General features: G+C 70.7%; 11 protein-coding genes. 3 read left to right on the top strand and 8 right to left on the bottom strand.

The window, feature by feature from the left end:
- Window positions 1–112: 112 nt before the first annotated feature.
- From EDF48_RS10535 to aroA, 4 genes are all read right to left on the bottom strand, one after another.
- The gene (locus EDF48_RS10535; protein WP_207913249.1) at window positions 113–2,233 is read right to left on the bottom strand and encodes an FAD-dependent oxidoreductase; all 2,121 of its coding nucleotides are present in this window, start codon (window positions 2,231–2,233) and stop codon (window positions 113–115) included.
- Between the two features lie 4 nt (window positions 2,234–2,237).
- Window positions 2,238–3,083, bottom strand: a complete 846-nt coding sequence (locus EDF48_RS10540; RefSeq protein WP_131879825.1) for an SDR family oxidoreductase — start codon at window positions 3,081–3,083, stop codon at window positions 2,238–2,240.
- An 83-nt stretch (window positions 3,084–3,166) separates the two neighbouring features.
- Window positions 3,167–4,336, bottom strand: coding sequence for an acyl-CoA dehydrogenase family protein (locus EDF48_RS10545; RefSeq protein WP_131879827.1), 1,170 nt, complete (start codon window positions 4,334–4,336; stop codon window positions 3,167–3,169).
- On the bottom strand, window positions 4,333–7,611 hold the full coding sequence (gene aroA / locus EDF48_RS10550) for a 3-phosphoshikimate 1-carboxyvinyltransferase (protein WP_131879829.1): 3,279 nt from the start codon (window positions 7,609–7,611) through the stop codon (window positions 4,333–4,335). The genes EDF48_RS10545 and aroA overlap by 4 nt, the downstream gene beginning before the upstream one ends.
- A gap of 119 nt (window positions 7,612–7,730) precedes the next feature.
- Here aroA and EDF48_RS10555 point away from each other — a divergent pair, with 119 nt between their 5' ends.
- Window positions 7,731–8,870, top strand: a complete 1,140-nt coding sequence (locus tag EDF48_RS10555; RefSeq protein WP_207913250.1) for a glutamate--cysteine ligase — start codon at window positions 7,731–7,733, stop codon at window positions 8,868–8,870.
- A 327-nt stretch (window positions 8,871–9,197) separates the two neighbouring features.
- Here EDF48_RS10555 and ffh read toward each other — a convergent pair whose 3' ends face one another.
- Window positions 9,198–10,751 (bottom strand): signal recognition particle protein, encoded by a 1,554-nt coding sequence (gene ffh, locus EDF48_RS10560; RefSeq protein ID WP_123294804.1) that lies wholly within the window; start codon window positions 10,749–10,751, stop codon window positions 9,198–9,200.
- Window positions 10,752–10,794: 43 nt separating this feature from the next.
- Entirely contained in the window at window positions 10,795–11,478 is a 684-nt protein-coding gene (locus EDF48_RS10565; RefSeq protein ID WP_131879833.1) for a hypothetical protein, read from the bottom strand.
- A gap of 89 nt (window positions 11,479–11,567) precedes the next feature.
- Between EDF48_RS10565 and lipB the strand changes: the two genes are divergently transcribed.
- Together lipB and lipA are read left to right on the top strand one after the other, a co-directional pair.
- Window positions 11,568–12,314: a lipoyl(octanoyl) transferase LipB gene (gene lipB, locus EDF48_RS10570; RefSeq protein ID WP_131879835.1), complete on the top strand. Its 747-nt coding sequence runs from the start codon at window positions 11,568–11,570 to the stop codon at window positions 12,312–12,314.
- A complete protein-coding gene (gene lipA, locus EDF48_RS10575; protein ID WP_111086058.1) occupies window positions 12,311–13,294 on the top strand; it encodes a lipoyl synthase in 984 nt (327 codons plus the stop codon). The genes lipB and lipA overlap by 4 nt, the downstream gene beginning before the upstream one ends.
- A gap of 162 nt (window positions 13,295–13,456) precedes the next feature.
- Here the strand turns inward: lipA and EDF48_RS19105 are convergent, their stop codons facing one another.
- Both EDF48_RS19105 and ftsY read right to left on the bottom strand, forming a co-directional pair.
- Entirely contained in the window at window positions 13,457–13,615 is a 159-nt protein-coding gene (locus EDF48_RS19105; RefSeq protein ID WP_139199230.1) for a DUF4175 domain-containing protein, read from the bottom strand.
- A gap of 60 nt (window positions 13,616–13,675) precedes the next feature.
- Window positions 13,676–14,545 carry a signal recognition particle-docking protein FtsY gene (gene ftsY, locus EDF48_RS10580; RefSeq protein ID WP_111086057.1) on the bottom strand — a complete coding sequence of 290 codons (870 nt, stop codon included), beginning with the start codon at window positions 14,543–14,545 and terminating at the stop codon, window positions 13,676–13,678.
- Window positions 14,546–14,627: the final 82 nt, after the last annotated feature.

Raw genomic sequence — 14,627 nt, forward strand, 5'->3', positions numbered from 1 at the left:
GCACACACGGTGAAAGCTCGAGAGAGATCGCTCACAGCTGGATAGAGGGTCGAGCTGCGGCGATTCGACCGTTCATTCTTACAGATTCCGGGCCGTGATGCGAGCCGACGCGCTACGGCGCGAGTCGCCGGACCGCTTCGAGGGCCTCGGACGTCGCGCGGACCGCGTCCACGCTCCGTGCGTCGCGTGCGCCGCCGACGACGGCGAACGGCACACCGGCTGCCTGGAGGCCCGTCACGAGTCCGTCAGGCGCGTCACCCTCGGTGTCGATCGCGCGTTCCTGCCCGGCGCAGACCACGACGGTGTCCGCCGGGATCGCGCGCTCCTCGCCGTGCTCGTCGCGGATCCAGAGGGCACCGGGCTCGATGCGCAGGTACTCCTGCACGCCGCCGACCATGCGCACCCCCGCGTCACGGAGGCGACCGATGGCGACCCAGCGCGAGGTGATCCCGACGCCCTGCCCGAACTTGCCCGATCGACGGAGCACGGTGACGTCGGAGCCCGGCCGGATCGTGCGCGACGCGGCGGGCAGCCGTTGGGGGACGTCGCCGACGAGCTCCTCGGAGACGTCGAGGTCCCAGCGCGCCGCGAACTCGGTGGCGCGGACCGACTCGTCCGGCGACTCGGTCAGGAACGCTGCGGTGTCGACGCCGATGCCACCACCGCCGATGATCGCGACGGTGCCGGCCGGCACGCCCTCGCGCAGTGCCCGCTCGTACGACAGGACGTGCGACAGGTGTGCACCGGGGACGTCGACGTCGCGCGGGACCACCCCGGCGGCGAGCACCACGGCGTCGCTGTCGGCCAGGTCCGCAGTCGTGGCCGGGCGCCCGAGGTGCACCGTGGCTCCTCGCTCGTCGAGCTCGGCGCGGGCGGCCCGCACGGTGGCGGCGTAGTCCTCCTTGCCGGGGACGAGCGCGGCGAGGCCGAACTGGCCGCCGAGCCGGTCGGCGGCTTCCCACACGGTGACGTGGTGGCCGCGTCGGGCGGCGTCGACGGCTGCGGCGAGACCGGCCGGTCCTCCGCCGACGACGTCGACGCGCTTCGGGTCGGTGGTCGGACGCGCGGGGAAGGCGACCTCGCGGGCGGCGCGCGGGTTCACCAGGCAGGACACCGGCGCGCCGATGATCGAGCGGTCGAGGCAGGCCTGGTTGCAGCCGATGCAGGTGTTCACCAGCGCGAACCGGCCCGCCAACGACCGGTTCACGAGCGCGGGGTCGGCGAGGAACGGTCGGGCCAAGGCGACGGCGTCGATGGTCCCGTCGGCGAGGACGGTCTCACCGTCGCGCAGGTCGGTCATCCGGTTCGACGCGATCACCCGGACGTCGGGGTACGACGAGGCGCGCACGACTCCGGCGATGCGCGCGGCGTAGGCGAGCCAGGCCCCGTGCGGCACGGCGGCCTGCACGGTCGGGGTGCGGGACTCGTGCCAGCCGATCCCGACCGAGATGCCGTCGAGCCCGAGTGGCAGCAGGTCGTGCACCAGGGCGTCGACGTCGTCCTCGGTCGACGAACCGGGCATCAGGTCGGCGCCGGAGAGCCGGATCGTCACGGCCAGGTCGGGCACCGCCGCACGGACGGCCTCGACGACCGCCACAGTGAAGCGCCGTCGACGCTCCGGCGAACCGCCCCACTCGTCGTCACGCAGGTTCGTCAGCGGCGACTGGAACTGGTTGATGAGGTAGCCCTCGGACGCCATGATCTCGACGCCGTCGAACCCGATGTCGCGCGCGGACCGGGCCGCGGCGGCGAAGTCCTCGATGGTGCGCTCGATCTCGGCCGGCGTCAGCTCGGTCGGCACCACGCCACGGGCGGCCGCCCAGGGCAGGGCCGACGGTGCCACCACGCGCTGGGGGTCCCCGTGCCGGTCGACCATCCCCGCGGCGAGCGCGTACCGCCCGGCGTGGAACAGCTGCGCGAGGATCGTGGAGCCCTCCTCGTGCACGGCGTCGACCGCGGCGCGGAACCGCTCGTCCGCTCCCCCGACACCGAACACGGCGAAGTCGGGGCCACCACGGGCCTCGTCGTTCACCGCGATGCCGCCGGTGATGATGCAGGCGGCGCCGCCGGCGGCACGTTCGCGGTAGAACGCCGCCATGCCGGCCCCACCGTCGTCGTGCACCTCGAGTCCGGTGTGCATCGACCCCATGACCACCCGGTTCGGCAGGGTCAGGGGGCCGAGTGTCCACGGCGAGGAGACGACGGCGAGCTCGGGCATGGCGACGGTGCTCATGCCCCTACTCTGCCGCGTCGACAGCCGCGTCGTCAGCAGGGAGCACCGCGTCGCGCAGCGGCGACGTCGTGTCCGCCCAGAACGGCGGGGCGATCACGGTCAGACCGCCGTCGACCGACAGCACCTGCCCGGTGATGTACCCGGCCTTGTCGGACAGCAGGAAGTCCACCGCGTCGGCCATGTCGTCGGCGGTACCGGGGCGCTGCAGCGGGAGCTTCTCGAACACCGAGTCGATCGGCGCCTGGCCGGGGACCTTCGTGTAGAAGTACTCGAGCGAGTCGGTGTCGATCAGACCACCGTTGACCGCGTTCACCGTGATCTGGCGCGGACCGAACTCGACCGCCATGTACTTCATGTACGACTCGCTCATGGCCTTCGCGGCGCCGAGCGCGGCGTAGGTCGGGAACGCGCGGAGCGATCCGTACGAGGTCACGACGACGATGCGCCCACCGCGGTCCATCAGCTCGGCCGCACGCTGCGCCCCGAGCACGAACGAGCGGGCGTTGGTGGCGTAGCTGCGGTCCAGGTGGTGCAGCTTCAGTTCCTTGACCGGCTTGAACGCGCTGGCGGCGGCGTTCGCGACGAAGTGGTCGAGGCGACCGTAGGTGTCCCGCACCAGGTCGAACAGGGCGTCGATCGACTCCGGCTGCTCGATGTCGACCTGCGCGGTGATCCCGTCGCCGCCGGCGGCCTTGACGTCGGCCAGGGATTCCTCGGCCAGGTCGGCGTTGCCCTTGTACGTGACCACGACGGTCACGCCGCGCTGGCCGAGCTTCTGCGCGAGCAGGCGGCCGATGCCGCGCGAAGCGCCCGTGATCAGTGCGATGGGTGCGTTGGTGTTGTCGGTCACTGCGGTCCTCTACGTGCGTGGGGAGGGACGGGAGGCGCGTGGCGGGCCCGCCACGGGCCTCCCGTCCGGTGGGTGGTTGCTGTCTAGAACCCGGCCTTGCCGGTGACGACGGCGCGGCCGACGACCAGCTTCTGGATCTCGTTGGTGCCCTCTTCGAAGCGCTGCGCGCGCGCGTCGCGGTAGACGCGCTCGATCGCGTTGCGCTTCCAGTAGCCCTGGCCGCCGTGCACCTGCAGGGCCTTGTCGGTGACGCGGGCGAGCATGTCGACCGCGACCATCTTCGAGGCGCTGGACAGCGTGCCCGCGTCGGGGCGGTCCTCCTCGTAGGCGCGGGCGGCCTCGAGCACCAGGGCGCGGGCGGCGGCGATGTCGGCGTAGTTCTCGGCCAGGTAGAACTGGATCGCCTGGCGGCTGGAGAGCTGCTTGCCGAAGGTCTCCCGCTTGTTCGCGTACTCGACGGCGAGCTCGTTCGCGCGCTCGGCGAGGCCGACGGCGCTCATCGCGACGGACACGCGACTCGGCAGCAGGAAGCCGCCGAGCGCGACCTCGAGCCCCTGGCCCTCGGCACCGAGCAGCGCACTGGCCGGCACGGGCACGTCGGTGAAGCGCAGGATCGCGTGGTCGGTACCACGGATGCCCATGGTGTCGGAGTCGTCGATCACCTCGGCACCCGGCAGCCCGCTGTTCGGCATGAGGAACGCGACCGTGCCGTCCTGGCCGCTGGTGCCCTCGAGGCGGGCGGCGATGAGCCAGTAGTCGGCCTGCACGCCGAACGTGATGAGGTGCTTCTCACCGTTCATGACGTAGGTGTCGCCCTCGCGGCGGACGGTGGTGCGGATGTCCGCGCCGGTGCCGGCCGTGGCCTCGGTCAGGGTGAACGCGACGAGCTTGTCGCCCGCGACGCTCGGCTTCACGACCTGCTCGATCTGCTCCGGCGTCGCGTAGGGGGCCATCGCGCGCCACGTGCCGTTGATGACGTGCACGAGCATCCGGATCGACGCGTGCGAACGCGAGACGATCTCCATGATCTCGAGGTAGCGCGAGAACGGGATGGCCCGTCCGCCGAGCTCGGTCGGGGCGGCGAGGCTGAGCCACCCGTTGTCCTTGAGCTCCTGGAACAGCTCCGGGGCGACCCGGCCGGTGCGCTCGATCTCGTCCGCCCACTCCTCACCGCGGCCGCGGACCCACTCGGCGACCTCGGCCTTGAGCTGCTGGAAGGCGGATTCGGTGGCGGTTTCCATGACCAGCGTCATCGTGTCTCGTTCTCCTTCGTGGTGCTCGCGGCGACGAGCGCGGCTGCCTGCTCACGCAGGACGTTCTTCTGGACCTTGCCGACGGCGTTGCGCGGCAGTTCGTCGATGGACTCGAGCCGCTCTGGCCAGTAGTACTTGCTCACGCCCGCCTTGTCGAGCGCCTGCTGCATCGCCGCGAAGTCGAGCCGCTCCACGCCGGCGGCCGGCACGACGAACGCGCACGCACGCTCACCGAGTCGGGCGTCCGGCATCGCGACGATCGCCACGTCGGTGACCAGGGGGTGCTGGTAGAGCAGGTTCTCGATCTCGACGACCGGGATCTTCTCGCCACCGCGGTTGATGACGTCCTTGATCCGGCCGGTGATCGACAGGAAGCCGTTCGCGTCGACCTTCGCCAGGTCGCCGGTCTTGTACCAGCCGTCCTCGGTGAAGACGTCGTCGGTCAGGTCCTGGCGGTCGAGGTACCCGTCGAACATCGTCGGCGAGTGCAGCTCGAAGTTGCCCTCGGTGTCGGCGGGGAGCTCGTGGCCCTCGTCGTCGACGATCCGGATCCGGATGCCCGGCAGCGCACGACCGTCGTGCCCGTACGCTGCCGCCGGGTCGTCGATCGGGCTGGACAGGGCGCCGAGGCAGGTCTCGCTCGTACCGAACGCGCCGAGGATGGCCGTGCCGAGCACCGTCGCGGCCCGCTGGGCGAGGGCCCGGGGCACCGCGGCACCGGTCGGCACGAAGATCCGCAGCGACTCGGGCTGGGCGGCACCGGCTTCGACCAGGTCGACGAGGTCGGTCAGGAACGGGGTCGCACACTGCACGAACGACGCCTTCGCGACGCCGAACGCCTGCTCGAGCGCGACGGTGCCGTCCCACACCGGCTGGATGACCTGCGGCGCACCGAGCCGGAACGCCAGCAGCATGCCGTACAGGAACCCGGTCTGGTGCGCGAGCGGCGACGGGATGTAGATCCGGTCCGCGCTCGTCAAGCCCGACTGCGCGACGTGCATGGCCGTGGCCAGCCCGAGGGTGCGGTGCGGGTGCTGCACGCCCTTCGGCTCCCCCGTCGTGCCGCTCGTGAACAGCAGCTGGCAGACGTCGTCCGGGCCCGGCGCGCGCGAGGTGATCTCGTCGACGTCCACGTGCACGGCGTCGAGGGCGTTGTCGAAGTAGCGCCAGTGCCAGTCGCTCGTGGCCACCCGGTCCAGGGCGTCGGCCGGCAGCGGCGGCTGGTTCGTCGGGGCGTCGACCTGGCCGCGCGCCTCGGACCGGAGCACGATCACGTGCTCGACCGACAGCCGGCGCTGCTGGGCCTTCGCCTCGTCGATGACGTCGAGGAGCTCGAGCGCGGGCCGGCGCTTGCGGAACACGTTCGGCAGGAACACCACACGGGCGCGGGACCGGGCGAGCGTCATCGTCGTCTCTCGCGGACCGAACACCGGCATGATCGGCGTCGCGACGGCCCCGATCTGGATCGCCCCGAGGGTGATGGAGACGAACTCGCGCCAGTTCGGCAACTGCATGGCGACCGACTCGCCCCTGCGGACCCCGAGCTCGAGCAGGAGCGCGGAGACCTTGTCGGCCTCGTCCTGCAGTTCCCGCCACGTGGTGTTCACGGGTGCTGCGCCGCCGACCTCGATGACCGCGAGGCCGTCGGGATCGGTCGTCGCGAGCGCGCGGACCTTCTCGCTCAGCACGAGGGGGTCGGCGTCGACACCGGCGAGCGCGAGCGGCTCCGGGGTCGTGGGCGCGGCCAGCTGCTGCTCGTCGAGGTCGGCGCGCTCGCCATCGGCGCGCTCACCAACGGTGCGCTCGCCATCGGTGCGCTCGCCATCGGCGCGCTCGCCATCGGTGCGCTCGCCGAGGTCGGTGCGTGCGTCGGCGATCGCGGCGGCCTCGGCCGCGTCGGCCCGGTCGTCGCGGGCGATCTGCGCGGCGAGGGCGTCGCCGACCTCCATGTCGAGGCCGACGGAGTTCATCGCCTCGAGGAACGTCGGGTACGAGATCCGGTAAGCCCGCGGGTAGGTCAGCCCCGAGGTGCCGCGCGCCTTCGAGGCGGCGACGGCGAGCGACATCAGGACCCGGTGGTCGTTGAACGACGACATCTGCGCGCCGTGGAGTCCCTCGGCCCCGACCCCGGTGACGCGGAGTTCGTCGGCACCCTGCTCGGCCCGGCCACCCATGCGGTTGAGCTGCAGCATCGCCGCGACGCGGTCGGACTCCTTCAACCGGATGTGGGCGACGTTCCAGAGCCGGGTGGTGCCCTCGGCGAAGGTGGCCATGGTCGACAGGACCGGCAGCAAGTCGGGGATCGGTTGGCAATCGATGTCGAGCGGTCGCAGCGGGGAACCGTCGTGCTCGATACGCACGAACCCGGTCTCCTCGTCGATCCGCATCGGGACGCCCATCGCCGTCGCGAGGTCGAGGAACTCGCTCTCCGGGTGGTCGGTCTCGGCGGTGGTGAAGGCCGTCATGCCGCGCAGGAGCAGGTTCGACTCGCGGATGCCGGCCGCGGCGATGCCGAACGCGGCGGAGCCGATGTCCGGCGGGATGACGTAGTCGTGCGGGGTGGCCTGCTGGTTCGCCGGGATCCGGTACTCGAGCCAGTCGTCGGAGACCTCGACCGTCAGGCCGAACTCCCGCATCATCCGGACGGTCAGTTCGACGTAGGGCTGCTCGTTGAGCCGGTCGCCGGTGATGTGGATCCGGGTCTCCTGCTCGGCGAACGGGGCCACGAGGAGCAGGCCGGAGACCCACTGCGACAGGGTGCCGGCGATCGTGACGTCGCCGCCGCGGGGGCGCCTCGGCTGGACGGTCACGGGCGGGCAGTCGTTCGTCGCCTCGAGCTCGATGCCCATCTGGGTCAGCGAGGTCAGCAGTGCCTTGATGGGCCGGCGCTGGAAGTACTTCATGCCCACGAGCGTCATCGGCTTGTCGGCGAGCGACGCCAGACCCGTCATGAAGTAGAGCGTGGTGCCGGAGGACCCCATGTTCAGGACGCCGTCGGCGCCACGGGACCCGTGGTCGACGACGTCGGTGGCCTCGTACCGGCCGCCGAGCCCGGTGACGTGGTACTCGTCCCCGCGACGCTTCACGTCGACGCCGAGGGCGCGGAGCGTGCCGACGGTCCACTCGACCTGGCGGGTGGCGCTGATGCCGGAGACGATGCTCGTCCCCTTCGCCAGCGACGCGAGCACCAGCGCGCGGTGCGCGTGGTACTTCGAGACGGGGACGTCGAGTTCCCCGACGAGGGGTGCGGACGTGCCGCGCACGACCAACTGCATGCGTACCTCTTCCTGCTCTGTACATATCAACGGTACGCCCGGTGTGGAACTACTGTGAATCGGATCCGCACGACCAGAAGCCGCCGTCGTTGTGCGTGTCCGACAACCTTCCGGGCAGGATGTACAGCATGGACATCCGCTTCACCGAGTCCCCTCCGTCGACCATCGGCGTCGAGTGGGAGCTCCCGCTGGTCGATCTGTCGACCGGTGACCTCGCGCCCCGTGCCCCTGCCGTCATCGCGGCCGTGCACGAACGACTCGGCGATCGCGAGCGGGTGACCGAGGAGCTCCTGACCAACACCGTCGAGGTCGTCTCCAGCGTGCACGCGCGGGTCAGCGACGCCACGAGCGAACTGTCCGGCATCATCGGCGAGGTCATCGACGCCGCCGAGCCGCTCGATGCCCAGGTCATGTGCTCCGGCACGCATCCGTTCGCCGTCTGGGACCAGCAGGAGATCACCCCGGACAGCGAGCACTACACGACCCTGATCGACCGGACGCGCTGGTGGGGTCGGCAGATGCTCATCTGGGGCGTCCATGTGCACGTCGGCATCGACGACCGCGACAAGGCCCTGCCGATCCTCGGCGCGATGCTCGCGTACGTCCCGCACCTGCAGGCCTTCACCGCATCGAGCCCCTTCTGGGCCGGCATCGACACCGGGTACGCCTCGAACCGGGCCCTCATGTTCCAGCAGCTGCCGACCGGTGGCCTGCCGCCCGCACTCGGTGCCTGGGCGAACTTCGAAGAGGTCGTGAGCGACCTCACGCACACGGGCGTCATCGACAGCGTGAAGGACCTGCGGTGGGACATCCGCCCCTCACCGAAGTGGGGCACGCTCGAGAACCGCGTGTCCGACGGCATCTCGACCCTGCACGAGGTCGGCGCCGTGACCGCGCTCGTGCAGTGCCTGGTCACCGCGATGTCCGACCGGCTCGACGCCGGCGAGACCCTGCCGACGATGCAGCCGTGGTTCATCCGCGAGAACAAGTGGCGCGCCGCCCGCTACGGCATGGAGGCCGAGATCATCACGAACGCCGCCGGCGACGAGCGGCTCGTGACCGACGAGGTGCACGACCTGGTGCAGCGGCTCGACCCGGTGGCCGAGCGGCTCGGCTGCCAGCAGGAACTGCACCACCTCGACACGATGATCGCGAACGGGGCCTCGTACCAGCGGCAGCTCCGGGTCGCGCAGGAGCACGGCGGTGACCTGCGCGAGGTCGTCCGCCACCTGGTCACGGAGTTCCGCGAGTCCCTGTGACCCCGGGCCGTTCCGCGTAGCTGGTCGAATCGGGCGTACCGGGTCGTTTCTTCCGACCAGGTACGCCCGATTCCGCTTTCCATCGCGGCTGTTCTGGGAAAGAACGTCACGAGCCCGCCCCGCGCCTCCCGTCCGCGCCCACCGACCTGGTCGCTCCGGGCACACCTAGTCGTTCCGGGCGCACCGGGTCGTTTCTTTCGACCAGGTACGCCCGATTCCGCTTTCCATCGCGCCCGTTCTGGGAAGGAACGTCGCGACGTGCGCGCAGACGGACGGGAGGCCCGGTGCCAGCTGGCACCGGGCCTCCCGTCCGTCAGGGGGTCGCGACTAGCGACCCAGGAACTTCTGCAGGCTCGCGAGCTCTTCCTCGGTCGGCGCCTTGCCGCCCTTGGCGGCACCGCCGAGGCCGAGGCCGGAGCCCTTCGGCGCCTGCTGCGGAGCGGCAGCCGTACCGGCGGCGATCGCCGCACGCTTGGCCGGGTTGCCGACCTTCGACTTCTTCTTGCCGCCCTGCTGCTGCTTCTTGCCGCCGTGCATGCCCGGGATCGGACCCATGCCCGGCATCTGCGGCACGCCACCACGGGCGACGGTCTTCATCATCTTCGCGGCCTGCTCGAACCGGTTCACGAGGGCGTTGACCTCGGTGACCGTGGAGCCGGCACCCTTGGCGATGCGGAGTCGGCGCGAGCCGTTGAGGAGCTTCGGAAGTTCGCGCTCCTTCGGCGTCATCGACTGGATGATCGCCTCGGTACGCACGATCTCGCGCTCGTCGAAGTTGTCGAGCGCCTCGCGCATGCCCTTGGCGCCCGGGAGCATGCCGAGCATGCCCTTGATCGAGCCAGCCTTGCGGAGCTGCTGCATCTGCTGCAGGAAGTCGTTCAGCGTGAACGAGTCGGACGCGATCTTCTCGGCGACCGCGCGGGCTTCGTCCTCGTCGAAGGCCGACTGGGCCTGCTCGATGAGCGACATGATGTCGCCGAGGTCGAGGATGCGGCTCGCCATGCGGTCCGGGTGGAACGGCTCGAAGTCGTCGAGGCCCTCGCCGGTGGAGGCGAACATGATCGGGCGGCCCGTGACACTGGCGACCGACAGCGCCGCACCACCGCGGGCGTCGCCGTCGAGCTTCGACAGCACGACTCCGGTGAAGTCGACGCCTTCCTGGAACGCGCGGGCCGTGACGACGGCGTCCTGACCGATCATCGCGTCGATGACGAACAGGACCTCGTCGGGGTCGACGGCCTTGCGGATGTTCGCGGCCTGCTTCATCAGCTCGGCATCGACACCGAGACGACCGGCGGTGTCCACGATGACGGTGTCGTACTGCTGGTCGACCGCGGCCTTGATGGCGTTCTTGGCGACCTTGACCGGGTCACCGACGCCGTTGCCGGGCTCCGGAGCGAAGACGTGGACGCCGGCCTGCTCGCCGACGACCTGCAGCTGCTGCACGGCGTTCGGACGCTGGAGGTCCGCCGCGACGAGCATCGGGGTGTGGCCGTCCTTCTTGAGCCACTTGCCGAGCTTGCCGGCGAGGGTGGTCTTACCGGCACCCTGCAGACCCGCGAGCATGATGACCGTCGGCGGCTTCTTCGCGAACTCGAGGCGACGCTGCTGCCCGCCCAGGATGCCGACGAGTTCCTCGTTGACGATCTGGACGACCTGCTGCGCCGGGTTCAGCGCGCGGTTGACCTCGTCGGAGAGGGCACGCTCGCGCACTGCTGCGGTGAACGCCTTGACGACCTCGAGCGCGACGTCGGCGTCGAGGAGCGCCCGCCGGATCTCGCGGACGGTGCCGTCGACGTCGGACGGAGTCAGCCGACCCTTGCTCCGCAGATTGCGGAAGGTCTCGGTCAGCCGATCGGAGAGTGAACCGAATTGCGCCATGATCCGTCGATTCTACAAGGCTCGGAGCTCGGGTCCCGGTCGGTCAGCGGAGCAGCACGCCGGGCGTGAGCTCGACCGGGGCGTCCAGCCCGACGTCGAGGACCACCGGCGCGGTCGACGGCAGGCGGTCAGCGGTCGGGAACCACCGCCGCTCCGGCGACACCAGGATGACGAGACCGTCGACGTCGCCGACCGCGGCGAAGCCCTCGCCTGCTGGGTTGGCGTAGGGCTCGAGTCCGGCGCGGCGCAGTTTCTCGACGGCGCCGAGGACGTCGGGCACGGCGATGCCGACCTCGCTGACCGACAGGAGCGGGACGGCGGACGCGAACGCGGGTGCGGCGGACGCGGGCCCGGACGCGGGTGCGGCCGCGGCGAGGTCCCGTCGCTCGATCAGTTCGAGCAGCTGCTCGTCCGGACCCTCGAAGTACACCGATCGCGAGTTCCAGTTCGGCGGGCCCTCGAACTCGTCACGGCCGTCGGCGTCGACCAGCACCGTCGCGATGCCGGCGATCCACTCGGCAGCCGCGGCGAACGTGCCCGTCGGGATCGTGATCGCGAGGTGCAGCGCACCGGTCATCCCCGGCAGCTCCCGGAACAGGAGCCGCGTCGACCCCACCACGACCTCGACCACTCCGTCGACGCGGTCGACCGGGCAGCCGAGCCGTTCCCAGAACCGGGCGGTGTCGTCGAGCGAGCGGGTGGCGAGCTGTGCCTGGCGGATGTCCATGTCCGCCATCCGAAGCCCTCAACCACGGTTCAGGTCAAGGTCGTCCGCGTTGTTGTACTCCGTCCAGAAACCGTCGTAGGCTCGCCAGCATGCCGGAACTCGAGATCGTGCGGCCTGCCGGGCTGCTCGACTACGCCGAGGGACTCGCGCTGCAGCGGGACCTCCACGCCGACGTCGTCGCCGGCCGCTCCCCCGGGGCCCTCGTACTGTGCGAGCACCCGTCCGTGTACACCGCCGGCCGACGCACCGAGCCGTCCGACCTGCCGACGAACGGAGCTCCGGTGGTCGACGTGGACCGCGGCGGGCGCATCACCTGGCACGGCCCCGGGCAGCTCGTCGCCTACCCGATCGTCCGGCTGGCCGTTCCGATCGACGTCGTGGCGTGGGTGCGTGACCTCGAGCAGGTCATCATCGACGCGGCGGCCTCCGTGGGGGTGCACGCCGAGCGGGTCGACGGCCGGAGCGGCGCCTGGCTCCGCGGAGCGGACGGCACGCCGCCCGCCAAGGTCGGCGCCATCGGGCTGCACGTCGCCGAGGGCGTGACGACCCACGGCATCGCGATCAACTGTGCCAACGCACTCGACGCCTACGCCGCGATCGTGCCGTGCGGCATCGCCGACGCCGGGGTGACGACGCTGAGCGCCGCCGCCGGGCGTCCCGTCACGGTCGCCGACCTCGCCGACGTCGTGGTCGACCGCATCCGTGCCGCCGAGCACGGCATGCGGACCGGCCACCGGATCGGCAGCGCCGCCCAGAGCACCACGACCGCCCGCGTCACGACCGCCGACACCACGTTCCCCAGCACCGCGCCCGCACGACAGGAGACCCTCGTATGACCCTCGCCCCCGAAGGCCGCCGGATGCTCCGCGTCGAGGCCCGCAACGCCGAGACCCCGATCGAGACGAAGCCCGGGTGGATCAAGACCCGTGCCACCCAGGGCCCGGAGTTCCGCGAGCTGTCCGCCCTGGTCAAGGACAAGCAGCTGCACACCGTCTGCCAGGAGGCCGGCTGCCCGAACATCTTCGAGTGCTGGGAGGACCGCGAGGCCACGTTCCTGATCGGCGGCTCGCAGTGCACTCGCCGGTGCGACTTCTGCCAGATCGACACCGGCAAGCCCGAGCCGCTCGACCGCGACGAGCCCCGCCGGGTCGCCGACTCGGTCGTGTCCATGGGACTCAAGTACGCCACAGTGACCGGCGTCGCCCGCGACGACCTGCCGGACGGCGGCTCCTGGCTCTACGCCGAGACCATCCGCCAGATCCACGAGCACTCCCCCGGCACCGGCGTCGAGATCCTGGTGCCGGACTTCAACGGCCGCCCGGACCAGCTCGGCCAGGTGTTCGACGCCCGCCCCGAGGTCTTCGCCCACAACGTCGAGACCGTGCCGCGGATCTTCAAGCGGATCCGACCGGCGTTCACGTTCGAGCGCTCCCTCGACGTCATCACGCAGGGCCGCGACGCCGGGCTCGTCACGAAGTCGAACCTGATCCTCGGCATGGGCGAGGAGCGCATCGAGATCGAGGACGCCCTGCAACGCCTGTTCGACGCCGGCACGGACATCATCACGTTGACGCAGTACCTCCGCCCGTCGCCGCGGCACCTGCCGGTGGCGCGCTGGGTCAAGCCGGAGGAGTTCGTCGCGCTGCGTGAGGTCGCCGAGGAGATGGGCTTCGCCGGGGTCCTCGCCGGCCCGCTCGTCCGGTCGTCGTACCGCGCCGGACGCCTGTGGGCACGCGCCACGGTCGCGCGCGGCGGCTCGGTTCCCGAGCACCTGTCGCACCTGCTCGACGCGGCGCCGGGTCGCCAGGCCGTCTGAAGCCGGCCACCGGTCCGCGAAAGCGACAGATACCCGCCGACAGTTCGCGGCAGTCTGTCGCTTTGGCGGCACTGGTCGCGACCACGGACAGACGGGAGGCACGGTGCCAGCTGGCACCGTGCCTCCCGTTCGTCCATCCGCCCGTTCAGGGCGACGCGAGCGCTATGCGCGACCGCGGATGCTCCTGAGGAGCCAGCCGATGACGGCCAGGATGATGAGGACGATCCCGACCCACAGCAGGAACTTCAGCGCACCGACGAAGATGCCGCTGAAGAGCAGGACGAGGCCGACGATGATCGCGATGATCAGGAGTGCTGGCATTGAAAGGGCTCCTTCCGGTGTACCTGGACGATCCCTGTACTGCGGAGACAGTACCCGGAATCAGCCGACGAGGTTCTGCACGAACACGTGCGGGGTGAAACCGGTCAGGTCGTTGATGCCCTCGCCCTGCCCGATCAGCTTGATCGGGATGCCCGTCTTCTCCTGCACGCTGAGCACGAACCCGGCCTTCGCGGAGCCGTCGAGCTTGGTGATGACGAGACCGGTGACCCCGGCGCCCTCGATGAACGCCTGCGCCTGGGCCAGGCCGTTCTGCCCGGTGGTCGCGTCGAGGACGAGGAGCACCTCGCTGATCTCGGTCTGCTTCTCGACGACGCGCTTGATCTTCGTCAGCTCGTCCATCAGGCCTGCCTTCGTGTGCAGGCGGCCGGCGGTGTCGATGACCACGATCTCGGTGTTGTCGCGGATCGCCTTCTCGACGGTCTGGTACGCCACCGAGGCCGGGTCCTGCCCGGGCTGCGAGGGGCGGACGACGTCGACGCCGGCGCGCTCGGCCCAGGTCGCGACCTGCTCGACCGCGGCAGCACGGAAGGTGTCGGCCGCTCCGACGAGGACCGTGCGGTCGTAGGTCTTCAGGAACTTCGCGAACTTGCCGATCGTCGTGGTCTTACCGACGCCGTTCACCCCGACGACGAGCACGACGGCGGGCCGCGCGCTGAGCTTGAGCGTGGTGTCGAGCTTCGACAGCCGTTCCTCGAGCACCTCGCGCAGCATGCGCTGCAGGTCGGCCGGGTCGGTCGTGCCGTAACGGTCGACGCGCGCGTGCAGGTCCTCGATGATCGCCTCGGAGATGTCCGGACCGAAGTCGGCGCCGATCAGCGCGGTCTCGAGGTCCTCCCACGTGGTCTCGTCGATCGTCTTGCGCTGGAAGAGGCCGCGCAGCCGTGAGGACAGTGACCAGGAACTCGCCATGCTCCCAGCTTAGAACGCGGCGCATGTCCGCTGTGCCCGGTATGCTCGGTCTCACGAAGGGGAGTATTCCCTCTCGGTGACC

This window comes from Curtobacterium sp. PhB191 (assembly GCF_004346515.1).
In the GTDB taxonomy this organism is placed as follows: domain Bacteria; phylum Actinomycetota; class Actinomycetes; order Actinomycetales; family Microbacteriaceae; genus Curtobacterium.